Origin of the sequence: Ruegeria arenilitoris (assembly GCF_013030265.1) — a bacterium.
GTDB lineage: Bacteria > Pseudomonadota > Alphaproteobacteria > Rhodobacterales > Rhodobacteraceae > Ruegeria > Ruegeria arenilitoris_E.
Genome location: NZ_WPZQ01000014.1, coordinates 68,510 through 93,033, shown reverse-complemented (window position 1 = coordinate 93,033; position 24,524 = coordinate 68,510). Strand labels below are relative to the sequence as shown.

27 protein-coding genes are annotated in these 24,524 nt (G+C 54.4%); 17 read left to right on the top strand and 10 right to left on the bottom strand.

What is annotated here, in order from left to right:
* The first annotated feature begins 40 nt into the window (after positions 1 to 40).
* Positions 41 to 457: a VOC family protein gene (locus tag GOX61_RS21105; protein WP_170336898.1), complete on the top strand. Its 417-nt coding sequence runs from the start codon at positions 41 to 43 to the stop codon at positions 455 to 457.
* Between the two features lie 117 nt (positions 458 to 574).
* Here GOX61_RS21105 and GOX61_RS21100 read toward each other — a convergent pair whose 3' ends face one another.
* Together GOX61_RS21100 and GOX61_RS21095 are read right to left on the bottom strand one after the other, a co-directional pair.
* Entirely contained in the window at positions 575 to 1,972 is a 1,398-nt protein-coding gene (locus tag GOX61_RS21100; RefSeq protein ID WP_170336896.1) for an aspartate aminotransferase family protein, read from the bottom strand.
* Between the two features lie 76 nt (positions 1,973 to 2,048).
* Positions 2,049 to 2,696, bottom strand: a complete 648-nt coding sequence (locus GOX61_RS21095) for a GntR family transcriptional regulator (protein WP_209016167.1) — start codon at positions 2,694 to 2,696, stop codon at positions 2,049 to 2,051.
* A gap of 177 nt (positions 2,697 to 2,873) precedes the next feature.
* Between GOX61_RS21095 and GOX61_RS21090 the strand changes: the two genes are divergently transcribed.
* The 5 genes from GOX61_RS21090 (at position 2,874) to GOX61_RS21070 (ending at position 8,162) form a co-directional block, all read left to right on the top strand.
* Positions 2,874 to 3,959, top strand: coding sequence for a polyamine ABC transporter substrate-binding protein (locus GOX61_RS21090; RefSeq protein ID WP_155145894.1), 1,086 nt, complete (start codon positions 2,874 to 2,876; stop codon positions 3,957 to 3,959).
* Between the two features lie 72 nt (positions 3,960 to 4,031).
* Positions 4,032 to 5,159, top strand: coding sequence for an ABC transporter ATP-binding protein (locus tag GOX61_RS21085; protein WP_170336894.1), 1,128 nt, complete (start codon positions 4,032 to 4,034; stop codon positions 5,157 to 5,159).
* Positions 5,159 to 6,049: an ABC transporter permease subunit gene (locus GOX61_RS21080; RefSeq protein ID WP_155145890.1), complete on the top strand. Its 891-nt coding sequence runs from the start codon at positions 5,159 to 5,161 to the stop codon at positions 6,047 to 6,049. The genes GOX61_RS21085 and GOX61_RS21080 overlap by 1 nt, the downstream gene beginning before the upstream one ends.
* Positions 6,046 to 6,864 carry an ABC transporter permease gene (locus GOX61_RS21075; protein WP_155145888.1) on the top strand — a complete coding sequence of 273 codons (819 nt, stop codon included), beginning with the start codon at positions 6,046 to 6,048 and terminating at the stop codon, positions 6,862 to 6,864. The genes GOX61_RS21080 and GOX61_RS21075 overlap by 4 nt, the downstream gene beginning before the upstream one ends.
* Positions 6,861 to 8,162: an NAD(P)/FAD-dependent oxidoreductase gene (locus GOX61_RS21070; protein WP_170336892.1), complete on the top strand. Its 1,302-nt coding sequence runs from the start codon at positions 6,861 to 6,863 to the stop codon at positions 8,160 to 8,162. The genes GOX61_RS21075 and GOX61_RS21070 overlap by 4 nt, the downstream gene beginning before the upstream one ends.
* An 11-nt stretch (positions 8,163 to 8,173) precedes the next feature.
* On the opposite strand, the gene GOX61_RS21065 is transcribed toward GOX61_RS21070, so the two are convergent.
* The 3 genes from GOX61_RS21065 to GOX61_RS21055 form a co-directional block, all read right to left on the bottom strand.
* Entirely contained in the window at positions 8,174 to 8,947 is a 774-nt protein-coding gene (locus GOX61_RS21065; protein ID WP_170336973.1) for an aminoglycoside phosphotransferase family protein, read from the bottom strand.
* Positions 8,948 to 9,100: 153 nt separating this feature from the next.
* The gene (locus tag GOX61_RS21060; protein ID WP_170336890.1) at positions 9,101 to 9,766 is read right to left on the bottom strand and encodes a flagellar hook capping FlgD N-terminal domain-containing protein; all 666 of its coding nucleotides are present in this window, start codon (positions 9,764 to 9,766) and stop codon (positions 9,101 to 9,103) included.
* A 3-nt stretch (positions 9,767 to 9,769) separates the two neighbouring features.
* Positions 9,770 to 11,014: a flagellar hook-length control protein FliK gene (locus tag GOX61_RS21055; protein WP_170336888.1), complete on the bottom strand. Its 1,245-nt coding sequence runs from the start codon at positions 11,012 to 11,014 to the stop codon at positions 9,770 to 9,772.
* Positions 11,015 to 11,125: 111 nt separating this feature from the next.
* Between GOX61_RS21055 and GOX61_RS21050 the strand changes: the two genes are divergently transcribed.
* From GOX61_RS21050 to GOX61_RS21025, 6 genes are all read left to right on the top strand, one after another.
* Complete coding sequence (locus GOX61_RS21050) at positions 11,126 to 11,407, top strand: rod-binding protein (RefSeq protein ID WP_170336886.1); 282 nt, start codon at positions 11,126 to 11,128, stop codon at positions 11,405 to 11,407.
* On the top strand, positions 11,391 to 11,750 hold the full coding sequence (locus GOX61_RS21045) for a flagellar biosynthesis protein FlgN (protein ID WP_170336884.1): 360 nt from the start codon (positions 11,391 to 11,393) through the stop codon (positions 11,748 to 11,750). The genes GOX61_RS21050 and GOX61_RS21045 overlap by 17 nt, the downstream gene beginning before the upstream one ends.
* A gap of 208 nt (positions 11,751 to 11,958) precedes the next feature.
* On the top strand, positions 11,959 to 13,170 hold the full coding sequence (locus GOX61_RS21040) for a flagellin (RefSeq protein WP_155145877.1): 1,212 nt from the start codon (positions 11,959 to 11,961) through the stop codon (positions 13,168 to 13,170).
* 77 nt (positions 13,171 to 13,247) lie between these two features.
* On the top strand, positions 13,248 to 13,625 hold the full coding sequence (gene flaF, locus GOX61_RS21035) for a flagellar biosynthesis regulator FlaF (protein WP_170336883.1): 378 nt from the start codon (positions 13,248 to 13,250) through the stop codon (positions 13,623 to 13,625).
* Positions 13,622 to 14,023 carry a flagellar biosynthesis repressor FlbT gene (gene flbT, locus GOX61_RS21030; protein WP_155145873.1) on the top strand — a complete coding sequence of 134 codons (402 nt, stop codon included), beginning with the start codon at positions 13,622 to 13,624 and terminating at the stop codon, positions 14,021 to 14,023. Before flaF ends, flbT begins: the two co-directional genes overlap by 4 nt.
* Positions 14,020 to 14,811 carry a DUF1217 domain-containing protein gene (locus GOX61_RS21025; RefSeq protein ID WP_170336882.1) on the top strand — a complete coding sequence of 264 codons (792 nt, stop codon included), beginning with the start codon at positions 14,020 to 14,022 and terminating at the stop codon, positions 14,809 to 14,811. The genes flbT and GOX61_RS21025 overlap by 4 nt, the downstream gene beginning before the upstream one ends.
* A gap of 49 nt (positions 14,812 to 14,860) precedes the next feature.
* Here GOX61_RS21025 and GOX61_RS21020 read toward each other — a convergent pair whose 3' ends face one another.
* The 3 genes from GOX61_RS21020 to GOX61_RS21010 form a co-directional block, all read right to left on the bottom strand.
* Complete coding sequence (locus GOX61_RS21020; RefSeq protein ID WP_155145869.1) at positions 14,861 to 16,432, bottom strand: DUF427 domain-containing protein; 1,572 nt, start codon at positions 16,430 to 16,432, stop codon at positions 14,861 to 14,863.
* 118 nt (positions 16,433 to 16,550) lie between these two features.
* Complete coding sequence (locus GOX61_RS21015; protein ID WP_155145867.1) at positions 16,551 to 17,252, bottom strand: winged helix-turn-helix domain-containing protein; 702 nt, start codon at positions 17,250 to 17,252, stop codon at positions 16,551 to 16,553.
* A complete protein-coding gene (locus tag GOX61_RS21010) occupies positions 17,224 to 17,511 on the bottom strand; it encodes a hypothetical protein (RefSeq protein ID WP_170336880.1) in 288 nt (95 codons plus the stop codon). Before GOX61_RS21010 ends, GOX61_RS21015 begins: the two co-directional genes overlap by 29 nt.
* A 176-nt stretch (positions 17,512 to 17,687) precedes the next feature.
* On the opposite strand from GOX61_RS21010, the gene GOX61_RS21005 reads away from it, so the two are divergent.
* The 4 genes from GOX61_RS21005 to GOX61_RS20990 all read left to right on the top strand — a co-directional run bounded on the left by GOX61_RS21005 (position 17,688) and on the right by GOX61_RS20990 (position 21,625).
* On the top strand, positions 17,688 to 18,155 hold the full coding sequence (locus GOX61_RS21005; RefSeq protein ID WP_170336877.1) for a hypothetical protein: 468 nt from the start codon (positions 17,688 to 17,690) through the stop codon (positions 18,153 to 18,155).
* A 110-nt stretch (positions 18,156 to 18,265) separates the two neighbouring features.
* Positions 18,266 to 18,883, top strand: coding sequence for a ribonuclease HII (locus tag GOX61_RS21000; RefSeq protein WP_170336875.1), 618 nt, complete (start codon positions 18,266 to 18,268; stop codon positions 18,881 to 18,883).
* A 106-nt stretch (positions 18,884 to 18,989) separates the two neighbouring features.
* Positions 18,990 to 20,093: a site-specific DNA-methyltransferase gene (locus GOX61_RS20995; protein WP_170336873.1), complete on the top strand. Its 1,104-nt coding sequence runs from the start codon at positions 18,990 to 18,992 to the stop codon at positions 20,091 to 20,093.
* Positions 20,094 to 20,242: 149 nt separating this feature from the next.
* On the top strand, positions 20,243 to 21,625 hold the full coding sequence (locus GOX61_RS20990) for an adenylate/guanylate cyclase domain-containing protein (protein WP_170336871.1): 1,383 nt from the start codon (positions 20,243 to 20,245) through the stop codon (positions 21,623 to 21,625).
* A gap of 56 nt (positions 21,626 to 21,681) precedes the next feature.
* Here the strand turns inward: GOX61_RS20990 and GOX61_RS20985 are convergent, their stop codons facing one another.
* Both GOX61_RS20985 and mutY read right to left on the bottom strand, forming a co-directional pair.
* Entirely contained in the window at positions 21,682 to 22,818 is a 1,137-nt protein-coding gene (locus GOX61_RS20985; protein ID WP_170336869.1) for an alkane 1-monooxygenase, read from the bottom strand.
* Between the two features lie 59 nt (positions 22,819 to 22,877).
* Positions 22,878 to 23,933, bottom strand: a complete 1,056-nt coding sequence (gene mutY, locus GOX61_RS20980; RefSeq protein WP_170336867.1) for an A/G-specific adenine glycosylase — start codon at positions 23,931 to 23,933, stop codon at positions 22,878 to 22,880.
* An 81-nt stretch (positions 23,934 to 24,014) separates the two neighbouring features.
* On the opposite strand from mutY, the gene GOX61_RS20975 reads away from it, so the two are divergent.
* The gene (locus tag GOX61_RS20975; protein WP_170336866.1) at positions 24,015 to 24,521 is read left to right on the top strand and encodes a DUF721 domain-containing protein; all 507 of its coding nucleotides are present in this window, start codon (positions 24,015 to 24,017) and stop codon (positions 24,519 to 24,521) included.
* Positions 24,522 to 24,524 lie beyond the last annotated feature (3 nt).

Genomic DNA, 24,524 nt, shown 5'->3' with positions numbered 1-24,524 from the left:
TGCTTTGCACTATGCAAACTTGCCGAAAGGAACACGCAGAATGATTGCTTACGTCACCGTTGGTGTTGACGACATGACGCTTGCGGAACGTTTCTATTCTGCGTTCCTGCCAGCTCTTGGCTACGAGCTGGAAGAGTATCACGGAGACCTGAGTTACGTATTGCCGGTAGAGCCGGGCCAGGCTCCCGTTTCTCCGGATTTCTACGTGAAATCACCCTATGATGGCGGTCCGGCCTTAGCTGGGAACGGCAACATGGTTGCGTTTCAGGCCAGTGGTCAAAAGCAGGTTCGCGATCTTCACGCTGCAGCGCTTGCTGCAGGTGGTTCTGACGAGGGGCAGCCGGGCTTTCGTGACTCGTATGGGCCCAATTTTTATGTTGGCTATCTTCGCGATCCTCAAGGCAACAAGATCGCTCTGTTCTCCAGTAATCCAGACGAACCCGGGCGTGACGGATAAGGCAGGCTTTAAGGGTGACAAAGCCGTCTGTCGTGCTGCCTCACAAAACTTAGTACAAAAAAAGGGGTGGGCCTGAATTGGCCACCCCTTTGTTGTTTCGTGCTTACAACCGCTTTCTTACGAAGCCGACTTCATCAAACCTCTTTCGATGATTTCAGCGTGCGCCTCATCCAGCGATTTGTGAATCCGCACGAACATCTCATCGATTTCCGCCGGTGTCAGGATCAACGGGGGCGAGATGATCATGCGGTCGCCCACGTGACGCATGATAAGATTGTTGGCAAAGCAGCGGTCACGGCAGATGTACCCAATCGTTCCGGGTTCAGACGCGAATTTGGCACGGCTTGCTTTATCGGGTGTCAATGCAACCGATGCCATCATGCCAACGATCTTGGCTTCGCCGACCAACGGATGGTCGACCAGTGCTTCCCATTTTTCTTTCAGGTAAGGGGCCGCGACATCACGCACATGCTCAACAATCTTCTCTTCTTCAAGAATGCGCAGGTTTTCCAACGCGACCGCCGCTGCGACCGGGTGGCCCGAGTAGGTGTAGCCGTGGTTGAATTCGGTACCGCCGATAACTTCTGCAACCTCATCGCAGACGATTGACCCACCAATGGGGGCGTAGCCAGAGCTGAGGCCTTTGGCGATGGTCATGATATGCGGTTTGATTCCAACGGTTTCGGACCCGAACCAGTTGCCCGTACGACCAAAGCCACAGATCACCTCATCCGCGATCAGCAAGATATCGTACTTGTCGCAGATGCGCTGGATTTCCGGCCAATAGGTATCGGGGGCAACGATCACACCGCCCGCACCCTGTACTGGCTCGGCGATAAAGGCCGCAACGCGGTCTTCGCCCAGCTCGAGTATCGCCTCCTCCAACTCTCGTGCGCGGGCAAGGCCAAACTCCTCTGGCGACGTATCACCACCTTCCGCCCACCAGTTAGGCTGATTGATGTGGTGAATATTAGGGATCGGAATACCGCCTTGAGCATGCATGCCAGCCATACCACCCAGCGATGCCGAGCCTACCGAAGAACCGTGATAGGCGTTTTTGCGGCTGATGATGATGTTCTTGTCCGGCTGGCCTTTTTCCGCCCAGTAGGTGCGAACCAGACGAATGTTGGTGTCGTTCGCCTCTGATCCGCCTGCGGCAAAAAATACGTGGTTCAGATCACCCGGCGCCAGTTCCGCGATTTTCGCGGCCAGAGCGATGGCGGGAACGTGGGTCGTTTTGAAGAACGTGTTGTAATAAGGCAGTTCGCGCATCTGACGGGCTGCAACTTCGGCCAGCTCATCGCGGCCATAACCAATATTGACGCACCACAGACCCGCCATGGCGTCCAGAATTTCCTCGCCTTCACTGTCCGTCAGGTAAACGCCATTGGCTCGGGTGATGACGCGTGCGCCTTCTTCACCCAGTGATCCATTGGCCGAAAAAGGATGCATGTGATGTGCTGCATCCAGGGCCTGCAACTCAGCAGTTGGCATGTGGTTTGTGATGGTAGACATCGGAGAATCTCCTGCAACAGCGGTTGCGGATCACAATATGATCAAATTTTGTACTGTCAATCGAATCGAGACAAAACTAGGCGTTCGTGAGGGCACCGGCCATAAGTTCCATTCCCTGCTCGATGTCTTGTGCGGTAGCGATTGCCGCTTTCTCGGCATCGCCATCGCGCAATGCCACGATGATGTCCTTGTGGCGATCAGGCAGGCTTTGGGTCCCGAATCGTCCACATACAACGCGCAGTGAAGGACCGAACCGAAGCCATAAACGTTCTGCCAGATCCTTGAGAATCGGGGCGTCAGCGTGGGCATAGAGTGTTTCGTGAAAAGCATGGTTCAATCGAAGGTACCCACCAACATCCCCGTCCGCGATGGTGCGGTCCAAACGCTGATCGATCCTTTCGAGCTGGTCTATGTCGGCAGCGGTCATATTCTTTGCCGCTCTTCTCGAAAGGTCTGATTCTATTGACTTTCGCGCAAAAATCATCTGCTCGATATCGTCGTCATTCAGCAGTGGTACACTCACGCGCCGATTGCCTTGAAAGATCAATGCTCCATCCGAGATCAGGCGGCGGATCGCTTCACGAACCGGGGTCATGCCGACGCCCAGAGAATCAGTCAGACCCTGTATCGTGACCGGCTGTCCGGGTATCAAATCGCCAAACATGATCTGTGATTTCAGTGTGCGATAAACTTGCTCATGTGCCGGTTGCTTTGGGTTGTCCATCTGCTCCGAGGATGCCTTATTTTTGATCAAATCCAAGTGGTTCATACCGTTTTGAGGAACCTTCTCTTGTCATGTTCCTTAGCCTCGTGAAACCATACGCTGTATCGAGTGAAAACGCAAAACTTGATCAAATCCAAAAAAAAGGGAAAATACCCTCACACACGCAGGGAGAAGAAAATGAAAATCAAAACGCTGACAATGACAGCGATCGTCGCGTTGGGGACTTCGGCTGCATTCGCCGAAGAGGTACGCGTCTATAACTGGTCAGACTACATCGACGAAGAACTGCTAAGTAAGTTCGAAGAAGAAACCGGTCTGACGCTGATCTATGATGTGTTCGACAGCAACGAGGTTCTGGAAACCAAGATGTTGGCCGGTGGGTCGGGTTACGACGTTGTTGTTCCTTCGGGAACTTTCCTGCAGCGCCAGATCCAGGCTGGGGCGTTTCAGGAACTCGACACGTCAAAACTAGCGAACTCGGGCAACCTTTGGGATGTCATTCAGGAACGCACCGCTGGCTATGATCCAAATAATGCCTACTCGATCAACTATATGTGGGGAACCACAGGGATCGGCGTAAATGTTGACAAGGTCAAAGAAGCGCTGGGCGAGGACGTGGCGCTGAACAGCATGGATCTGGTCCTGAAGCCGGAGAATATGGAAAAGCTGGCCGAATGCGGTGTGCATTTTCTTGATGCCCCAACAGAAATCATCCCGATGGCGCTGCAGTACATTGGTGAAGATCCGGACAGTCACGACAAGGATGTTATCGCAAAGACCGAGGAAATTCTGACCGCAGTTCGTCCGTATGTACAGAAGTTCCACAGCTCGGAGTACATCAATGCTCTGGCCAACGGTGATATCTGTGTGGCGGTGGGTTGGTCGGGTGACATCCTTCAGGCCCGTGATCGCGCAGCCGAGGCCGACAACGGTGTGAACATCGAATATTACCCCTTTGCCGAAGGGTCGTTGATGTGGTTCGACCAGATGGCAATTCCGATTGATGCACCGAATCCTGAAGGCGCACACAAGTTCCTGAATTTCATTCTGGACGCCAACAATATGGCAGCTGCTTCGAACTATGTGTACTACGCCAACGGCAACAAAGCCTCACAAGAGTTTCTGGAAGAAGACGTGATCGGCGATCCGGCGATTTATCCGGATGAAGCCACGATGCAGAACCTCTATATCACCACTCCTTATCCGGCCAAGACCCAGCGGGTCGTGACCCGCCTTTGGACCAAAATCAAATCGGGCACCTGATCCGATTGCTCAGTGCAAGGCGGCAGACCCGCCTTGCACATCATTTGTCCAGACCGACATACGGGGGCCGCTTTGAACTCTGACGTCTTCGCGCCGTGGGATGACCCACAGGCGAAACCCTTGATCCAGTTTCAGAATGTTACCAAGCGCTTTGGTTCATTCACTGCTATCGACAACCTGTCGCTGGATATTTTCGAACGTGAATTTTTTGCTCTGCTCGGACCATCGGGCTGTGGCAAAACCACGATGATGCGAATGCTGGCCGGGTTTGAAACCCCGACTGAAGGCCACATTCTGCTAAGCGGCCAGGACATTGATCCGATCCCGCCGAACAAGCGGGCGGTGAACATGATGTTCCAGTCATACGCCCTGTTTCCGCACCTGAGTGTCTGGGAAAACATCGCCTTTGGGCTGCGTCGCGACAATATGCCAAAACGGGATCTTGAAGACCGGGTAGAAGAGATGTTGCGCCTAACCCGACTGGAACAGTTTGCGCGCCGCAAACCACATCAGATTTCAGGTGGCCAAAGACAACGTGTGGCACTGGCCCGGTCATTGGCAAAGGCCCCGAAACTGTTGCTGCTGGATGAGCCGCTGGGCGCCCTGGACAAAAAGCTGCGCCAGGATACGCAGTTCGAACTTATGGATATTCAGGAGAAAACCGGAACCACCTTCGTGATCGTGACGCATGATCAGGAAGAGGCGATGACCGTTGCCAGCCGCGTCGCGGTCATGGATCAGGGACAGCTCAAGCAGGTGGCAACGCCTGATCGGATCTATGAAAACCCAAATTCGGTTTATGTCGCGGACTTCATCGGCGACGTGAATATCATCGAAGGGCGCGCATCCGCGAACGGGGATGAAACCTATCAGATCGACTGGGCAGAAGGTCAGGCACCTCTGACCGCGACATCTTCTTCCGGGTTTTCGAACGGGCAAAACTGTCATCTGGCGATCCGGCCAGAGAAGGTGGCTATTTCCGCAGAACGGCCTGCGGATGCAATCAACGCGATTCAGGGCAAGGTGCACGACATTGCCTATCTCGGTAATCTATCGACCTATCACGTTGAGTTGCCGAACGGCACGATCATCAAGGCGCAAACGGCAAATACCCGTCGTATCTCGCGCCGGTCCTTTACCTGGGAAGACCCGGTCTGGCTGTCGTTCACGGCCACGGCTGCGGTTCTGTTGGCCAGCTGATGCGCCGCGCCTTTCTGATTGCCGTTCCATATCTATGGCTGTTGGCGCTGTTTCTGGTGCCATTCTTCATCGTCATGAAGATTTCGCTGTCGGATACAGCACTGGCGATTCCGCCCTACACCCCAACCTTGGATTTGTCCGAGGGCTGGGCCGGTTTGAAAGACTTCTTCAGCCAGCTTGATTTCGAAAACTACGTCTGGCTGACCGAAGATGATCTCTATTGGAAGGCTTATCTTTCCAGTGTCAAAATCGCTCTGATTTCGACCATTTTGACCCTGATTGTCGGCTATCCCATTGCCTATGGAATGGCCCGGGCACCCGAAGAATGGCGTCCGACTTTGATGATGCTGGTGATCCTGCCCTTCTGGACCTCGTTCCTGATCCGCGTCTATGCGTGGATGGGTATCCTCAGCAACGAAGGGTATCTGAACCAACTGCTCTTGTGGACAGGCATCATCTCGACTCCTCTGACGATCCTGAACACCAATACTGCGGTCTATATCGGTATCGTTTACACCTATCTGCCCTTCATGATCCTGCCCATCTATTCTGCACTGGAGCGTATGGATGGATCACTGATCGAAGCGGCCGAGGATCTGGGATGCTCGCGCCTGCAAGCCTTTTGGCTGGTGACCATCCCGCTGTCGCGCCCCGGTATCATCGCTGGGTGTTTCCTCGTCATGATTCCGGTGATTGGTGAGTTCGTGATCCCGTCCTTGTTGGGCGGATCGGGTACTCTGATGATCGGCAAAGTTCTGTGGGAGGAATTCTTCTCGAACCGTGACTGGCCAGTGGCCAGCGCAGTGGCAGTGGTCCTGTTGCTCATCCTGATCATTCCGATCGTGCTGTTCCAACGGAATCAGCAGAAACAGACGGAGGCCGAGCAATGAACAGGCTGAGCTGGTTCAACGCAGTATCCCTGACGCTGGGGTTTGCCTTCCTCTATATTCCGATGGTTATCCTGATCGTCTTCAGCTTCAATGAAAGCAAGCTGGTGACGGTCTGGGCCGGGTTTTCAACGAAATGGTATGGCGAACTTGCCCAAAATGAGGCCTTTCTTGATGCGGCATGGGTTACTTTGCGTGTCGCTGTTTTCTCCTCAACTCTCGCCACTATTTTAGGGACTGCAGCTGCCTACGTTCTGGTACGTGGTGGTCGTTTCTTTGGCAGAACCCTGTTTTCGGGAATGATCTACGCACCGTTGGTGATGCCCGAAGTGATCACAGGCTTGTCGTTGTTGCTGCTCTTCATCGGTATCGGGCTGGATCGGGGTATCCTGACAATTGTTCTGGCGCATACGACCTTCTCGATGTGTTTCGTTTCCGTGGTTGTGTCTTCACGTCTGGTGACTTTCGATCAATCGCTGGAAGAGGCCGCACTCGATCTGGGTTGTTCTCCGGCTCAGGCTTTCCGTCTTGTGACGCTGCCCATCATTGCCCCTGCAGTAATCTCGGGCTGGTTGCTTGCCTTTACCCTGTCATTGGATGATCTGGTGATTGCATCCTTCACCTCCGGGCCTTCGGCCACGACACTTCCGATCAAGATTTTCTCGGCGGTGCGTTTGGGGGTTAGCCCGGAAATCAATGCCTTGTCCACCATCATGATCGCTGTCGTCACAGTGGGCGTCATTACTGCGTCGCTGGTGACCAAGCGCGCGATGATGCGTCAAAGGCAGGATGAAATGGCAGCAGCGCGCGCAGAATGAGGCGGATTTTTCCAGACTACACCTACGGACCCGGTCCGCGCACGAATTGCTGGTGGGATGAAACCATCGACAGCCCGGATTGGCCGATTCAGGACGGCGATCTTAGTGTCGACGTGGCAATTGTTGGTGGCGGGTTTACGGGTATTTCTGCTGCGTTGCACCTTGCCGAGGCGGGCGCTTCGGTTGCGGTGCTTGAGGCTGAAACGCCGGGATGGGGCGCATCCGGGCGAAACGGGGGGTTTTGCTGCCTCGGCGGATCGAAACTCGATCACGCCAAAATGGTCAGGCGATATGGTTCGGGTGAAACCGAGGCTTATGAGCAGGCCGAAACAGACGCCGTATCGCTGGTTGCGAAACTATTGGCGACACATCAGGTTGACGCCGATATCCACTCCAATGGTGAGACGCAGTTGGCGCATACACCACGGGCCATGGAGAAGCTGCGTCGGAATGCCGATGAAACCGGTGTGCTGCATGAAGCTGCAGATCTTCCGGAACTGGGGTTTGGGGGGAATTTCTTTGGCGGCTACACCACCCCGATAGGGTTTGGTCTTAACCCGCGAAAATACCTGTTTGGAATTTCTGCCGCAGCGCAGTTGCAGGGCGCACAACTGTTTCAGCAAAGCGCAGTGACCGAGATTAATCGGGCGGCGTCAGGATTTGAACTACGGACCAGGAGTGGCCGCATCAAAGCCAGTACCGTCCTGATCTGCACCAACGGATATTCCAGCGAAGATCTGCCGCGTTGGATGGCTGGACGTTACATGCCTACGCAATCGACGGCGATGGTTACGCGTCCGCTAACAGATGCAGAACTTCAGGCACAGGGCTGGACGTCGGATCAGATGTCATATGACACACGTAACCTGCTCCATTATTTTCGTTTGATGCCGGATCGTCGTTTCCTGTTCGGAATGCGCGGTGGGTTGTTGTCTTCACCCGGCGCAGAGGCTGGAATTCGCAAGAAAGCCCTCAAGGATTTCAGAACAATGTTTCCAGCCTGGGCAGAGGTTGAAGCTACACATATGTGGTCAGGAATGGTGTGCCTGACACGCGGCTTAACCCCCTATGTCGGACCGGTGCCCGGACAATCCGGAATGTTCGCAGGCTTTGCATATCATGGAAATGGGGTCGCGATGGGAACCTATTGTGGCAAGGCGCTGGCCCGCTTAGCGTTGGGTCACAGTATTGAGTTGCCTTCCCCTATATCACAACCACCGGGCCGATTTCCTTTGGGAACGTGGCGCCGGGCATTGATGCCCCCGGCCTATGCACTCATGGGATTGGCTGATTTCTGAATGTCTGGTGCCTATAGAAGGGCTGCGATTTCCAGTTCATACCCTGCGTTATAGTCCACAGCACCTGTCTCCGCGCGCCAGAGGCAGTACGCAGCCATACGCCATGCGTACCAGGGGCGCAGGGCCTCATATCGGGCAGTAACATCTGACTGGTCATAGCCAGATAAAAATTCTGCAGTTTCCGACGCGGACAGTGGCTGACCTCGGTACAGCTGCTGCATAGCCGGTGAGAGAAACATTGCCAGATCTTCGCAAGGATCACCCAAAGCTGGGCATTGCCAGTCAATCAGAGTGAGTCCGGTCGGCGAGACAAGGATGTTCCCTGCCACCGGATCCCCGTGGATCAGCTGTCTTTGCGTCAGAGGTATTACGTGTTTTCGCGGGCGCAATTGCCGTAACTGCGCAACGCGCTTGGACTGACAACCTGCCAGAATACGCTCGCCATGATCAGCAAGGTCCTCACTACCATTGCACCCTTGAGGCGCATCTATATCTACCCGAAGGGAATGCAGGTTTTTGAGCAGTTTCCCAACGTTTTCAGCTTGCCTGTTCCATGGCGTTCCGGGGGCATGATCATAAAACACCCAGCGATCCGGTCCGAAGACCCCGGCGGCCCGCAAGCGGGGCACGAAACCGGTTGAATCAAGGGCGTGTAGACATTGGGCCTCAAGCTCTGCATCGTTCCGGAAAAGAGGGTTTCGTAGCTCAGAGTTGTAGAGCTTCAGAACCTTGTCACCGTCGCCACCCACAACCTTCCATACCCGATTGGTGCGCCCTCCATACAGCGTTTCAAAACTGGCGTTGGCACTGACAAAACCCTCGTCAAAGAGTTGCGCGATAAGACCAGTTGGAGGTGAGGAAAGATCAGGCAGGGCTTTTTACCAGTGGCTTGAGGCGAATCGCAATTCGCCAAGACTTGACCTGTCCCACCTGTCAGATCAAGCGCCTGCCCTAACTGCGGTCACATCTCTTGCGGAAATCACGGTGCCGCCTTCTAGTTTTAGTATGATGGTGCCTTCACTTACCTGGGCTTCTACCACGCGGCTGTAAACCGACGCAGGTTTGTCAGACTGCAGCTTTCCGTCTTTGTAGCTTTCGAGAGAGGCCGAGTAGTTGCCAGACGGCAGCGGATTTCCCGATTCATCCATGCCCGCCCAGGTAAACTCTTTTTCAGTTGCCGATACGGTGATGCGGTCAATGACTGTGCCTTCGGCATCCTTGATAACAAGAACGGCCTTATCAGCAGTGTCCTCGGGATTTGCAAAGATCTCGACAGGGGTGTTGTCGAATTGAAAGGCCGAAGCTGCGCGAACATCCATGCCGACCCAGTTGGACAACTCTTCCAACTTTACGCTCCCCATAGCCTGAGTAAGAGTGGCGAGCATTTCATTGGTCTGAACCTGTTGTTCAACCATCGAAAACTGCGCCAGCTGCGAGGCGTATTCCGAAGAATCAAGAGGCTTGAGCGGGTCTTGATTTCGGGCCTGCGTTGTCAGCATCAGCAGAAAGGTCTCAAAATCTGAGGTCAGGCCCGAGCTTTTCGATTGCTGTGTGGTTTGTTGCTGCGAAGCAGGCTGAGCCGCTGAATTGGTTGCCGAGATCATTGTTTAAAGCCTCATGTCCAGACCCCGATCAGGGATCGTTTTTTGAACGGTAGCCGCGTGTTGAAATTCACTATCAGGCTCAGCCACATTTGGTGTTGCTTCAGAATTATCTACCTGACTGTCATGATGCGCATCCGAGGGCGTATCCAGATCGAATGACAAGTTAGCGTATCCCAGTTTTTGGAATTCAGCTGATAACAGCGAAATATGCCTGCGCATCAGATCCAGTGTTTCGGGCCGTTCTGCGGCGATCACCAGTTGCATCCCATCTTCACGACCGTTCAGAACAATAGAGACACGGCCCAGTTCCTCGGGGCTTAGGGCGATTTCAATACTACCCGCTCCCGGTCGTGCCGTTACCATCGTTGCCATTTGCCCCGCGATGGCGCGCGCGATCTCGGCACGCGCTGTAGGCGGTGCTGAATTCGCGATCGCTCCGGTGTCTTTTGGATTCTGAGTTTGAACTGCTTCCATTGAGGACGGAATTTCTCCCACCTCTTGTAGCACAAAGGGCTCGTCAGTTCGGTAGTCATTGGTTTTCGCCAGCAATTGCATATGCGCAGGCGTTGATAGCATCTGCGGAGTTGAATTGTGAATTTGAGCCCGCTGTGGGGTATCACTCAAAGATGCGTGTTTGCTCCAGTGTTCCGGCACTAGATCCATCTTGTTCTCATTGATTGATGAGCTGGAGTCGATCGCGCTGACTGCTCGTGTGATAACGGCCTGTTCTGCGATGAGACGTGTTTGATCCGAAGTGAACAGATTTGGCTGACTGGCTTTGCTGTGCCATTCGAATGAAACAGAAGAGGCCGCTAACTCAGGATTTGTCTGGATTGTGGCCGGATCGATGGGTTTAGCTGACTTCTGGATCGACAGCATGTTCTCGGCTGGAATTGGGTTTCGAGACTGCTGCATCTCAATCTCATGCAAGCCGGGCTGAGATGCTTTGTCCTTGTCGGGCAGCTCTGTTGCCAACTCCGCTTTGGTAGAAGGGCTAGTTATAGTGTGGACCACAAGTTCGGGCTCAAGGTCGGCGTCTGTACGAATTTCATCACCGACTATATCGCTATCGGTTTCCCGTTCAGAGAAGACAGCGGCGTCATCATCGACATCGTCTTGAATTGCGTTCTCGTCAACGATGTCCTGAAATACCAACCTGCCATTGGTTTCACGTTGCTCCGGCTGACTTTTATCGGGATTGGCATTCGGCTGTGCCGATGCGGTCATTAATGTCAGAGGGTTGGGCATTTTGCTCCGGCTCCGTTTGTTTGTCCGGAAACTTGCCCGCAGGAGGTTACGTTTATTTTAACCGCTTTCCTCTTTGATCGTGAAAGTTCGAAGCAAATTTCGGAGATAATGATGGAAATCGTGCACACCCCATCCTCAGAGCCAGTCCGACCGGTTACGGAAAGGTTAAAGTCCGCAGCGACGGAGTTGGAAGCGACCTTTCTGGCAGAGATGCTCAAGTCTGCAGGGATGGGAAAATCACGCCAGCTCTTTGGAGGAGGAGCGGGTGAGGATCAGTTCACCTCGTTTCTTGTACAGCACCAGGCGCAGCAATTGGCGCGATCGGGTGGGGTTGGTCTTTCTGAAATCCTGTTCAACGCCATGATGGAGAAAGCGGATGCAAAGAAACCCTGAATCGGACCTGATCAAAGCTCTTGAAGAAGTTTTGGATCTTGAGCGAGCAGCTCTCGTCGACGGAGAGTTGGATAGACTGGATCATATGTTTCCCGAGAAGGAAAAGCTGATCGGAGCACTCAATGACGTGCAGGTGTTCGACAGTGCTGATTTGATTCGGGTCCAAAAAAAGATCGAGCGGAATCAGACCTTGTTGAATAGCGCAGCGGATGGACTTCGCGCGGTAGCCACCCGTATGGCAGAGCTGCGCCGGGTGCGTCAGGAATTCAGCACATATGACTCATCCGGGCAGCGCAGCGGTTATGCCGTGCGCAGCCATGCCAAGCTGGAAAAACGAGCATGAACGGTGGTTTGAATCAAATGCAAAATTTACGGGCAGCCGGTCTTAGCACTCCGTTAGTGGATCGCGCTCAAAAGTGGTCTCGCACCTGAAACAGCAGGTGGCGCGAACACCGGATGGTACATCGCACAGGTCAGAACGACAAAATGCCTGCGGGTTTCCGCAGGCGCAAATGGGCGACGAATGCCCGAAAGAAAAAGGATGAAAGAACATGTCCAGCATTCTGACAAACAATGGCGCAATGGTCGCGCTGCAGACGCTCAAGTCGGTCAACAAGAACCTGGCGACAACTCAGAACGCGATCTCGACGGGTAAAGATGTTGCGACAGCCAAGGACAATTCGGCTGTTTGGGCGATCTCGAAGGTGATGGAATCCGACGTAAAAGGTTTCAATGCCATCAAAGACAGTCTGGCATTAGGTGAATCGACTGTGGCAGTTGCGCGAAACGCTTCTGAGACCGTGACTGATCTGCTGACCCAGATGAAAAGCAAGATCGTGGCGGCGCAGGAGGACAACGTTGACCGTGACAAGATCAACGCGGACGTTACAGCACTGAAGGATCAGATCGCTTCGGTTGTTGGCGCGGCACAATTCAACGGTTTGAATCTGGTAGATGGTTCCGCTGGTTCCGCCTCAATCCTGGCTTCTCTGGACCGTGATAACACCGGCAACGTGACCGCATCGTCCATCAACGTTGCTGGCCAGAACCTGTCCACCGGTGGTTATGTCACCAAGCAGGTATTTGACGGGTCGACAGGGTCCTCCACTGGTAATGATCGGGTTGGTGCAACGATCGCAAACACCGCGACCTCGGCAACCGCCCTGGTAACTGACGAATCCAGCGGCGCCTTTGCAGCTGGTGACAAAGTGGTTGTGGCTATCGATGACCGCGTTGTCTCATATACGGTTACTGCGGCGGATGCTGCCGCCACGACAACCGGTGATATCGTGGCGGTCGGGCTAAAGGCCAAGATCGAAGAGATGGGCATCACCGGGCTGACCGTCGAATATGACTCCGGCACGGCAGGCACGTTGGCGATCGCAAACAACACCGGTGCGGACATCTCGTTCTCAGCCCAATTTGTGAATGCTGGATCCGGTGGCCTTGGTGCGATGGCGGGTATTGATGTGTCGACCGGCGCTGGAGCGACAGCTGCTTTAGCCACTGTCGAGACTTTGATCGATACTTCGATTGACGCTTCGGCAGCATTTGGTTCGGCACAGGGGCGGATTGAAACTCAGAAAGAGTTCATCTCGAACCTGTCTGACTCCTTCAAATCCGGGATCGGCGCATTGGTCGATGCAGATATGGAAGAGACGTCGGCACGTTTGCAAGCGCTGCAGGTTCAGCAGCAATTGGCAACGCAGTCGCTTTCGATTGCTAATCAGGCGCCGCAATCGATCCTGTCACTGTTCCGCTAATCCTGAACACAGAATGGGGCGCAAGTCTGCGCCCCATTCCTGATTAGCCCAACGAACGCCAATTGGAAGGATCTACAGTGACCCCGCAAACGCTTGCACAACGCGCTTACGCGCAAACGGCCGCTCCAACACGAACACCTCGCGATACGGAATATGAGGCGATTTCCAAAATCACCCATCGCCTAAAGGCGGCAGCAGCACGCAAGGCCACAGATTTCGGTGCATTCGTGCAGGCACTGCACGAAAACCGGCGTCTATGGACTCTGCTGGCAACGGGAGTTTCGGATGATGACAATGCGTTGCCTCATGATCTGAGGGCACGGATTTTCTATCTTGCGGAGTTCACCGAACAACACAGCAGTCAGGTTTTGGGAAACAAGGCAGCAGTTGAACCGTTACTGGAAATCAACATGGCCGTGTTGCGCGGGCTGCGTCAGATGAGGGCCACCGGATGAGCGGGCTGGTTCTGAAACTTGCACCCAAAGAGAGGGTGTTGATCAACGGCGTGGTAATAGAAAACGGTGACCGCCGCAGTCGCTTTTCAATAATGACGCCGCAGGCAAACGTTTTACGACTGCGCGATGCCATTCATCCGGACGAGGTGAACACGCCGGTGCGTCGGGTTTGCTATGCAGCACAACTGGTTCTCTCCGGAGATATGGCGGCTGGCGATGCACGCCAGCAATTGCTGCGGCGGGTCGAGGAATTGAGCCAGGTATTCACGGATGCCGACAGTCGTCGCGTGTTGGGCGAAGCGACCGAGGCGCTGGTCGCAGAACAATACTACAAATGCCTGAAATCACTCCGCTCGTTACTGCCACGTGAAGAGCGACTGATGGCGTACCACCAATGACTTTTCAACCGGTGGTACCTGCGGGGGGAGTGGCAGGCTGGCGATTTATGCAGCGAACTTATGATACTCAACTGCAAACTTTCTCCGCTTCGCCGGCTAACGACAGGGAGACCAAGTACTTCCTTGAGAACATCAGCAATGTGAAGTCGGCTGAGGACCTCGTCTCGGATCGGAGATTGTTGCAGGTGGCATTGGGTGCGTTTGGTTTGGAAGGCGATATCAACAATCGTTACTTTGTCCAAAAGATTCTGTCGGATGGAACGCGGTCCGATGATGCTTTGGCGAACAGGCTATCTGACAAGCGGTACCGCGAATTTGCTGATGCCTTTGGGTTGGGCCCCGGGGACGTTCGCAAGACTGGTCTGATCACAAACATGGAAGTGGTCGCCCAAAACAATCTGATATCACAGTTTGAGATTTCGGTCGGTGAAACTGATGAGACGATGCGGATGGCGCTTTATGCTCAGCATAAGTTGTCAGATCTGGCATCACAAAGCGGCAGTGAGACCAGAAAGTGGTACGATTTGATGGGTCTGCCGCCGTTGCGCAAAATGATGGAGACCGCTCTGGGTCTGCCAGCTGCGTTCTCTCAAATGGATATCGACAAACAACTTGGCGTGTTTAGGGACAAACTTTCCGATCTGACAGGATCGGCTGAATTATCACAATTCTCTGATCCGGATGCAGTCCGAAAACTGACAGACACCTTTCTTGCCCGCAGTCAGATTGCACAACTCCAGAATACGATTTCACCGGGTCAAACAGCGCTGATTTTGTTGGGTGCGTGAAATTGGGTTGGATTTAGCAGACCTGTGAAGGTGAACAGCGTGGATAAATTCATGCATCTAAAACCGCGTCAGCTGACGTGCGAAGGGCATAAGATGTGACGGGTCGGGAAACGTTGTGAAGTTTGACATCACCAAGTGGAACCGCATGTTTGCAAGCGGGCTCGATATCTTCAGACACGACGATTCTGTGATTGACCGATTTGCCGAATTCCCCCAACCGAGCAGCAATATTTGCGGCCTGTCCGATCACGGTGAAGTCCAGTCGCTCGCGCGAACCGACATTCCCATATGTGACGCGCCCGAAAGCAACCCCGATAGAACAATCGCAGTGATGATCATTATCCGAGGTTCGAAGTTCCGCCAATCGTTCGACAATCTCGATTGCGGTGCGCTGGGCGTTTGTTCTGGCCGTTGCGGCATCGTCGCCGGCAGGGAAGACAGCCAGGACAGCGTCGCCAATGAATTTCAGAACTTCGCCACCATTTTCGTGAATTATGCCCGAGACTGTCTCGAAAAACTCATTGAGCAGTGTGATATAAGCGCTGCGTCCCAATTGCTCTTCAAGACTGGTTGAGTTGCGCAGGTCACAGAACATAATTGCCGCGTCTATGTCGTCACCGTCGCCGCGGCGAATATCACCCCCCAGCACACGTGCGCCGGTTCGCTTGCCAACATAGGTTTCAAGCAACGCCTGTGCATTTTCGCGTTGCATGAATACTTCATAGTATCGCGCGATAACGGACGAACACTCAAAGACAAGACCCAGGTTTTCGGTTGTGAACCCATCGGGGTGATCGCAGGTAAGTGTCAGCACGTTCGTGCGGCCATCGGAAAAGGGCAGAGGCATCGCCACATAGTCCGTGGCACCTTTGGCACGTAAATCTTCCATGATCGGAAAGCTGTTATGCGGGTTGTCGCTGTTAAGGCGCTGCCGTACCCCGCCAAGCCCGTTTGACACATGACGCAGGGGACTGTTGGTGAAAGCGGGGTGGTCATAAATCTCGTACGTGGGCGCGAAGGTAGAAATCTCGTCTTCACCCTTTTCCCAGATGTAGTGTTTACCCGCGATCAGGGGATGTAGGGACCATGCCAGAATGCTGAGTCGCTGAATCGCGATCCCATGATCCAGCATCTTTTCGGCGAGCGCTTTGGTGAAGGCTTCCGGAGTATCAACGACCGAAGCGCCCCGCATTAACCAATCTATAAGCGGGCCACTGATATTCCCATCATCGGGTTCTCGCAACTGGTTTTCGCCGAGATCTACGTTTGTATATGCTGCGGGCATAAAGCCGATATGACCTTGAATAGCCTTGCTTTCGGGCAAAGCGTCTTCATATGCCCAAACCGAGTTTGCAAGCTGTTCACCCGGCAACAGGATATCATGGTAGCTGGCAGTTCCTTTGAAGGGGCAGAAGGTCTGCAACTCTGTTTCGTCGCTCAGATCGACGCAAACGTCTTTGCGCGGGACGTAGATCGCGGGCGGCAGACGGGTTTCATACATGACTTTGGCATCGTGGCTTTCAGCCAGCAGGGTATCATCACGATAAATGGCGATCCGACCATTCAACCGTTCAACGGATATCCCATAGCCTTTGATCTTTGGGGTGGCGTGGACGTTCATCAGTAACCTCCTGTGCCCGGGCCTCTATAGGATGGGCCCTGAGGTTGATATTTCCAAGAGGGTCGACGCAGAATTTACCAAATGAGACCGATAATGGCCGCCAACCGATTGGTCAGCATCACACCATCTGGATGACATCCTTTTCGATAGACAACATGTATCCGCGTTTGGCGATGTTCTTGACCAGCAACTCGCTGACCATTTGATTGCCCAACGCGTCACGCAGTCTCTTGATCCTTGTGGCGCCGGCGGCTTCATCACAATCGGCTGCATCCCTGCCGGAAATCATCGCCTCGATCTGAGCACCGGATAGAACTTCATCATCCAGTCGGGATTCCGCCAGTACAGACAGGGTCTCCATCGCGGCCGGTGTCAGCTTGAAATCCATGTTGTTCAGATAAACAGTGTTTTCTTCGCGGCTGATCAGCAGAGAGGTCACCTGAATCCCTGTCCGTTCGATCTGAGCCATGCGCCGGTTCAGCATTACAAGCATGACAAGAAACACCAATGCACTGATCAGCATTGCTGTGGCGAAGACCAGCAGAACAAAAATCACCATGCGATAGCTGGACAACGTATCGGCAAAGGCAGTGCCGGATTGCGCCAGTATTTCCAGCAAACGGATTTCAGCCTGCGACGTCAGATCGCTTTCTATGAACAGTCTCTCAACCCGGGCGTTGAATGCATTCGCATCCGGCAAGGTCCAGAACAGAAACACGGCGGCTGTGACCAGAATCAAAACAATCGCCGCAATACCCGCGCCGACAAGCCTTACCCCTGAACGCCGGGCCTCAGAAACGGAGATAGAATTTTCCGGCATTGGCCTTCCTCTGATCCAATCCTTCCGATCCGAATACGGTCAGAACATTCAGCAAGGTCCAACCCGAAGCTTTCAGTCGTTGGGCGACCTCCCGCTGGGCTTGGCCTTTGTCACAGGCCGAAACCTGCATGACGCCGTAGTGCAGGCGCAGAGGGTTATCCTGCTTGGCCTTGTAATCGGCATAACATTCCGCCGCCGCAACGGTGGCTCCAAGCGATATCAGGGTCGCGATAGTCAGAGAAGAGACGATCTGTTTCATAGGCCGCATCCTGCGCATGTGTTTGCGTGATATTCAATAACTCAAAGGGTTTCGCGGCACTGATATTCGATAACAAGCCGTCGTTATTGCTTGTCTGATGGGGGCAGGACCAGATTTGACGCATCGAATTCGCGGCCAATCTCCGGTTCGCCCCATAATCCGAAAGGACGCGCATCATGCACAAGAAATTCATTGCTCTGATCGTTGCAACAGCTGTCACAATCACTGGTGTTTCGGCTTCAAAGGCCCGGGCTGCTGACGCTCATGATATTCTGGGCGGTCTGGCCGCGATTGCGATCATCGGGGCAGGGGTCCACTACTATAATCAGGAAAAGCGCAAGCAACGGACGACGCGCCATCAGACATATACGCCACAGCCCTACGTGGCTCAGCCCAGCTACCCGGTGCGCCCTTTGCCACAACACGTTGCGCGGTACGACCTGCCGCAACAATGCCTGCGCACCTATGACGCCTATTCAAACAATCAGCCGCTTTTGGCCCCGAAATGCCTCAAGAAACACTACAAACATGCCAATAGCCTGCCGCAAGAGTGCAAGGTCGGTTTCTGGAATGGCAAAAAGGTGAAGCGGGCATATGAACCCGCATGCCTGCGCCAGCAAGGGTACCGCGTCGTTTACAAGTAATTACTTTCGAGCAGGAGCGGTGCCAAAGAAGCACCGCGCAGGAGAGGGTGTTGCAGGCCGCCCTCTCTTTTTGTCTTGCGACGGGGCGCGAAACGCGGTTCTGGATGGGTATGACAAAACCGGATTATTCAATTGAACAGGCGGCAGTGGCGCAGGGGTACCTTCGAATTGCCGGCGTGGATGAGGTTGGCCGCGGGCCTCTGGCCGGGCCGGTGGTTGCAGCGGCGGTTATTCTGAACCCCAAGGATATTCCCGAGGGGCTGAATGATTCAAAGAAGCTGACGGCCAAGCGGCGTGTTGCAATGGATGCGGCTGTGCGTGACCGGGCCGAGTTTGCCATTGCCGAAGCCTCGGTTGCCGAGATTGACGAACACAACATCTTGCGTGCCTCGCATCTGGCGATGGAACGCGCAGTTGCTGCCCTGAACCCGCCGCCGGACTATTTGCTGATCGATGGAAACATGATCCCGAGAGGTCTGGCGATTCCGGCCCAGGCGGTTGTCAAAGGCGATGCGCATTCGGTGTCGATTGCGGCGGCTTCGATAATAGCTAAAAACTGGCGCGATCAACTGATGGTGGATTTGGCGCAACAGCATCCCGGCTATGGATGGGAGAAGAACGCAGGCTATCCGTCAAAACAACACAGAGAAGCACTGCAAAATCTCGGCGTGACCCCACATCATAGACGTTCGTTCAAACCGGTACACAATATCTTGTATCAAGAGTAAATCGTAAGCTGCTGATTCAAAAAAGAAATTGACGGCGAATCGACTTTGACTCATCCTTGTCTCAACCAAATGAGCGCAAAAGCGCCGTGGAACTTGAGGCAGAGATATGACAACGACCAAGACAAAGGGCGCAACCGCGCTCCCTTTAAACACGATTCTATCCGGGGACTGCATCGAAGTGATGAACAGTCTGCCCGCGGAATCTGTTGACCTGATTTTCGCGGATCCGCCCTATAACCTGCAGCTTAAAGGTCAATTGCACCGTCCCGATAATTCACAGGTCGACGCGGTCGATGATCACTGGGATCAGTTCTCGAGCTTTGGTGTCTATGACCAGTTCACCCGCGAATGGCTGAAGGCCGCGCATCGTCTGCTTAAGCCGAACGGCGCAATTTGGGTGATTGGGTCTTACCACAACATTTTCCGCGTTGGCTCGGCCTTGCAGGATGCCGGGTACTGGATTCTGAACGACGTGGTGTGGCGCAAGTCCAACCCGATGCCGAACTTCCGTGGCAAGCGCTTTACCAACGCACATGAGACGATGATCTGGGCGTCCAAGCGTGAAGGTGCCAAGTACACGTTCAACTACGAAGCGCTGAAAGCGCTGAACGAAGGCGTGCAGATGCGCAGCGACTGGGTACTGCCGATCTGCACTGGCCACGAACGCCTCAAAGACGAAAACGGTGACAAGGCACATCCGACGCAAAAGCCGGAATCGCTGTTGCACCGTGTTTTGATTGGCTCGACCAATCCGGGCGATGTGATCCTTGACCCGTTCTTTGGCACGGGCACGACCGGTGCTGTTGCCAAGATGTTGGGACGCGAGTTCATCGGGATCGAACGCGAGGAAAGCTATCGCAAGGTCGCCGAAAAGCGTATCTCGAAGGTTCGCAAGTTCGACCGCGAAGCGCTGGAAGTCAGCGCCAGCAAACGAGCCGAACCGCGCGTACCTTTTGGCCAGTTGGTCGAACGCGGCATGCTGCGCCCCGGTGAAGAGCTTTATTCCATGAACCAGCGCCACAAGGCCAAGGTGCGTGCGGACGGCACGCTGGTCGGCGACAATGTCAAAGGCTCGATCCATCAGGTTGGCGCGCATCTGGAAAACGCGCCGTCCTGCAACGGATGGACCTACTGGTGCTTTAAACGTGACGGCAAAACGGTTCCGATTGACGTGCTGCGTCAGCAGATCCGGGCCGAACTGCACAACTGATTTCACCCATACCGCCGGTGCCTGTGGCCTGACACAAGGCACTAAGCCTTGCCCCGCCGTATCCGGCGGGGTCTTTTGTTTTCATCTATGGGGTGTTTGGATGGGGCACCGATCCCCATATCCGGCAGTACAACGAGGGAGCATTGGGTATGTCCGATACCACCGCAAACCAATCCCGTTTCGAACGTTTCTTTGTCACGCAGCCGGACAACTTCGATCTGGACAACAAATACACCGAAGCCGCGTTGGAGCGGCACAAGCGAGAAGGGCTGGAACTTGCTGTTCGGGCACGCTGGATCGCGATGGGTTTGACTGGCATTTTGCTGATTTATCTTAACCCGTATTGGGATGTTCTTTGGTATCATTTCATTCTGTTGCTCATATGCGCAAACGGCTGGCTGATCCGCAGGGCTGGTCGAGTGGGGCAGTCGCGAACGGAATTGCTGCTGATATTCGTGGATCTGCTGATCATGACACTGGGGATGATCATTCCCAACCCGTTCAGCGATGATGTGCGACCGCTGGCGATGCAGTACAGGTTCGACAATTTCCAGTACTTTTTCATCATTCTGGCGGCGGGAACGTTGGCTTATTCCTGGCGTACGGTCATCGCGATCGGATCCTGGACCGCAATGATGTGGACTGCTGGCTGGATCATCGCGTGGTGGGTGGCCACGCCAATTCCCGGCATCACGGAACGCGTCAACGAAGCCCTGGCTGGGTTTCCGGATGTGGCAGAGATGCTGGATCCCAACAGCTTTATGGCACCCCAGCGCATTCAGCAGGTGATTGTCTTTCTGATGGTTGCCGTGACACTTGGGGTATCGATGCGGCGGTTGAACCGATTGCTGATGACCAATGCCGGACTTGAACGCGAGAGAGCAAACCTGTCGCGCTACTTCTCGCCCAACGTGGTCGATGAACTCAGCCAGAATGACGAGCCGCTTAAGCAGGTGCGCAAAGAGAATGTAGCAGTTCTGTTCATCGATATTGTGGGTTTCACGAAATTCGCCTCAGGTCGTGATCCGTATGATGTGATCGAAGTCTTGCGCGGCTTTCATGCGCGGATGGAGACCGAGGTGTTCCGCCATCACGGGACGCTCGACAAATATCTCGGTGATGGATTGATGGCCACTTTCGGTACGCCGGTACCGACGCCCCTGGATGCCAGCAATGCGCTGGCCTGTGCCCGCTCGATGGTAGAGGTGATTGATCACTGGAACCTTGAACGTCGCCGTGCGGGCGAGCCGGAAATCCACGTGGGGATCGGGCTGCACTATGGCTCGGTCGTTCTGGGTGACATTGGCGCCAATCGGCTGGAGTTTGCCGTGATCGGGAATGCGGTGAACGTGGCGGCGAAGCTGGAGGCGATGACCCGTGAATTCGGCGCGCGCGTGGTGATGAGCGACGACTTAAGCACACAGGTCGCCCGAGAAAGCCCAACAGGGTCGGAGTTGATGGCGGGGTTTTCTCGACACGATAATAAATCTGTTCGGGGCGTCGAAAACAACATGAATGTCTGGATGATATAATTTCAGACAAGCCTGTCGGTTGATGCCGGAGTATTGATGCGGTTGAGACGTACGGGTTACGTGCGCGGCATCGGATTCTGGGCTTTGTTGTAAGGGTTCCAGTTGGTCACTTCGGGATAGTACTGACGTCTCCAGGCGCGAACGCGTGGGTTCATGACCCGCCGCCAGAGCGGGGGGATCATCGCTGCCACGGTCATAACAGGATACCCGTAAGGCAGTTGTGGGGCGGCCTCTTCGGCATGATGCTGCAACAGCGGGAAGCGGCGACTTGGTTTGAAGTGATGATCAGAGTGACGCTGCAGATTGATGAGCAGCCAGTTCGACGCTTTTTGCGACGCATTCCATGAATGGCGCGGGCGGACGTGTTCATATTTCCCCTCACCCAGATATTTGCGGGTCAGGCCGTAGTGTTCAACATAATTGACCAGCTCCAGTTGCCAGATGGCAGTTCCCGCCTGTACCAGAAACAAGGCCAGTCCAGCCCAGCCGCCGATCAAAACAGCCAGCAACAGCATCACACCCTGCAGCGCCCAGTACCGCCAAAACGGGTTTGTGGAATCGGACCAGGGCAAATCCTTGCGCGCTAGTTTATTGCGCTCAGCATTGAAGGCCGAAACAAGGCTCTGCCGCAGCACACGCGGATAGAAACGGTGGAAGCCTTCATTGTAGCGTGCCGTTACGGGATCACGCGGCGTACCGACATATCGATGGTGGACCAGCAGATGCTCTGACCGGAAATGAGAATACAGAACCATCGCAAGCAAAATATCCCCGAGCCAGCGCTCAAGCTTACCCTTCTGATGCATCAGCTCATGGCTGTAGTTGATCCCGATCGTTCCTGAAATTACGCCCATTCCGAAAAACAGGCCAATCTTCTCGATTGTCGAAAGATGGTCGGTGTGCGTCGTGTACCAGATCAGCCCATAAAGCGTGACGAATTGCACCGGCGCCCAATACTTGGTCAGCAGGATGTACCAGCTTAACTGGTCTTCCGAAGTATCAGGATCCGCATTCTCAAGGTTGAGGCCTGTCAGCCGATCCAGAACTGCAAACGCCCACCAAGTCGACAACGGAACCAGCAGTATCCACCATCCTCCGACCAAAGCTGAGAACCAGAGGAGTGGAATCAGAAGATATGAAATCCAGAAGGGCAATGCAGATTGCCAACGAGACATGGTGTCAGATGCGATCATGTTTGGTGCTCCGAATTCCACGTGCAGATTAGTCGGCGTCTTTACATTTGCACAGCGGTCTATTGGCCGCGCCAGAGATCGTAGGCCTTTCTCATTACAGTAGGCAGATCGCTGGGTCGGAATTCGTGCTTGTCGAGAATGACCAATGTGTCAGGGGCCACATTTGCAGGCAGATCGGCAGACCAGATGCGAAGTATCAGGTGGAAATGGGTGAATGTGTGACGTACTTCGCCGGGTAATTCTTTCCAATCTGCCGGATAGGGAGGGGTTTCGTGAGGGTTTTCCGACCATTCGGACCCGGGCCAGCCAAGCATACCTCCCAAAAGACCTTTGTCGGGACGCCGCTCCATCAACATGGCGCCATCGTACCGGCAGGCGACATAGACATGCCCCAATCGGGTGGGTTTGGGTTTCTTTGGAGATTTGCGGGGCAACTCTGAGTATGTCCCTGCAAGCCGTGCCTGACATGGGTCTCGCACCGGGCAAATGCCGCAAGTAGCGGACTTTGGCGTGCAGATCGTGGCACCCAGATCCATAACCGCCTGCGCGTAATCACCGGGCCGAATTTCGGGCGTCAAAGCTGCAGCTTTTTCCTTTAGCAATGGCTTTGATCCGGGCAACGGGTCGTGGATGTCGTAGAGACGCGCCATCACGCGTTCAACATTCCCATCCAGAACTGTTTCAGGTTGGTCAAAGGCAATGGCAGAGATTGCAGCAGCGGTATAAGGGCCGATGCCGGGCAGTTTTAGCAACGCGTCATAGGTATTTGGGAACTTCCCGTCGTATTCCTTGGCGACGACACGCGCACACTTCAACAGGTTTCGGGCGCGGGCGTAGTAGCCCAGCCCGGCCCACTCGCCCATCACCTGTTCATCCGGGGCGGCTGCCAGAGATTCGACAGTCGGCCAACGGGTTGTGAATCGAATGAAATAGTCCCGCACAGCAGCTACTGTTGTTTGCTGCAGCATGACTTCGGATAGCCACACCCGATAAGGATCGGGCAGGACACCCATCGCCCGATCTGCTGGACCAATTCGCCATGGCATTTCGCGGGCATGGCGGTCATACCACTCCAACAGGGCAGAGCTCACATCAAGTTCATTGGTGTCACGCAAGTTTTATCTAACTCCCTGTCGGGTTTCGCTGGCGCCCGGCTGCATGCCCATTACAATAGCGGCGCAGGAGTTGGAAACCAGATGCAGCGCAGACGTTCCTCGACCCGCGGTTTCAAACGTACCGCGACTTTGCTGAACGACAAGATACGGCGTGCCGGTGAAAGCCGGGGCTTTGCCGTATCAAGATTGCTGACTCATTGGGCCGAAATTGTCGGACAGGATACCGCCTCGATCGCGCGACCCGTGAATGTGGGATATGGCAAAGGCGGGTTTGGCGCGACGCTGACCGTGCTAACCACCGGTCCGCAGGCTCCGATGCTGGAAATGCAAAAGGAACAGCTGCGCGACAAGGTGAATGCGGTTTATGGCTATAACGCTATCAGCCGTGTCAGAATTACGCAGACCGCTCCGACAGGATTTGCCGAGGGGCAGGCCAGTTTCGATCACAAGCCGAAACAGGCAAAACCCACAATTGCACCAGAAATTGCCGCCGAGGCTGACAAAGTGTCACGCGATATTCACGATGGTGATTTGCGCGCGGCCCTTGAACGACTGGGCCGCAACGTTTTATCCAAGCAGAAACGCTGAGAA

Excerpts from the sequence above, each read along its gene's own strand:
- GOX61_RS21105 (WP_170336898.1), top strand. The coding sequence starts at position 41 with ATGATTGCTTACGTCACCGTTGGTGTTGACGACATGACGCTTGCGGAA.
- GOX61_RS21100 (WP_170336896.1), bottom strand. The coding sequence starts at position 1,972 with ATGTCTACCATCACAAACCACATGCCAACTGCTGAGTTGCAGGCCCTG.
- GOX61_RS21095 (WP_209016167.1), bottom strand. The coding sequence starts at position 2,696 with ATGGACAACCCAAAGCAACCGGCACATGAGCAAGTTTATCGCACACTG.
- GOX61_RS21090 (WP_155145894.1), top strand. The coding sequence starts at position 2,874 with ATGAAAATCAAAACGCTGACAATGACAGCGATCGTCGCGTTGGGGACT.
- GOX61_RS21080 (WP_155145890.1), top strand. The coding sequence starts at position 5,159 with ATGCGCCGCGCCTTTCTGATTGCCGTTCCATATCTATGGCTGTTGGCG.
- GOX61_RS21075 (WP_155145888.1), top strand. The coding sequence starts at position 6,046 with ATGAACAGGCTGAGCTGGTTCAACGCAGTATCCCTGACGCTGGGGTTT.
- GOX61_RS21070 (WP_170336892.1), top strand. The coding sequence starts at position 6,861 with ATGAGGCGGATTTTTCCAGACTACACCTACGGACCCGGTCCGCGCACG.
- GOX61_RS21060 (WP_170336890.1), bottom strand. The coding sequence starts at position 9,766 with ATGATCTCGGCAACCAATTCAGCGGCTCAGCCTGCTTCGCAGCAACAA.
- GOX61_RS21055 (WP_170336888.1), bottom strand. The coding sequence starts at position 11,014 with ATGCCCAACCCTCTGACATTAATGACCGCATCGGCACAGCCGAATGCC.
- GOX61_RS21050 (WP_170336886.1), top strand. The coding sequence starts at position 11,126 with ATGGAAATCGTGCACACCCCATCCTCAGAGCCAGTCCGACCGGTTACG.
- GOX61_RS21045 (WP_170336884.1), top strand. The coding sequence starts at position 11,391 with ATGCAAAGAAACCCTGAATCGGACCTGATCAAAGCTCTTGAAGAAGTT.
- GOX61_RS21040 (WP_155145877.1), top strand. The coding sequence starts at position 11,959 with ATGTCCAGCATTCTGACAAACAATGGCGCAATGGTCGCGCTGCAGACG.
- flbT (WP_155145873.1), top strand. The coding sequence starts at position 13,622 with ATGAGCGGGCTGGTTCTGAAACTTGCACCCAAAGAGAGGGTGTTGATC.
- GOX61_RS21025 (WP_170336882.1), top strand. The coding sequence starts at position 14,020 with ATGACTTTTCAACCGGTGGTACCTGCGGGGGGAGTGGCAGGCTGGCGA.
- GOX61_RS21020 (WP_155145869.1), bottom strand. The coding sequence starts at position 16,432 with ATGAACGTCCACGCCACCCCAAAGATCAAAGGCTATGGGATATCCGTT.
- GOX61_RS21015 (WP_155145867.1), bottom strand. The coding sequence starts at position 17,252 with ATGCCGGAAAATTCTATCTCCGTTTCTGAGGCCCGGCGTTCAGGGGTA.
- GOX61_RS21010 (WP_170336880.1), bottom strand. The coding sequence starts at position 17,511 with ATGAAACAGATCGTCTCTTCTCTGACTATCGCGACCCTGATATCGCTT.
- GOX61_RS21005 (WP_170336877.1), top strand. The coding sequence starts at position 17,688 with ATGCACAAGAAATTCATTGCTCTGATCGTTGCAACAGCTGTCACAATC.
- GOX61_RS21000 (WP_170336875.1), top strand. The coding sequence starts at position 18,266 with ATGACAAAACCGGATTATTCAATTGAACAGGCGGCAGTGGCGCAGGGG.
- GOX61_RS20995 (WP_170336873.1), top strand. The coding sequence starts at position 18,990 with ATGACAACGACCAAGACAAAGGGCGCAACCGCGCTCCCTTTAAACACG.
- GOX61_RS20990 (WP_170336871.1), top strand. The coding sequence starts at position 20,243 with ATGTCCGATACCACCGCAAACCAATCCCGTTTCGAACGTTTCTTTGTC.
- GOX61_RS20985 (WP_170336869.1), bottom strand. The coding sequence starts at position 22,818 with ATGATCGCATCTGACACCATGTCTCGTTGGCAATCTGCATTGCCCTTC.
- GOX61_RS20975 (WP_170336866.1), top strand. The coding sequence starts at position 24,015 with ATGCAGCGCAGACGTTCCTCGACCCGCGGTTTCAAACGTACCGCGACT.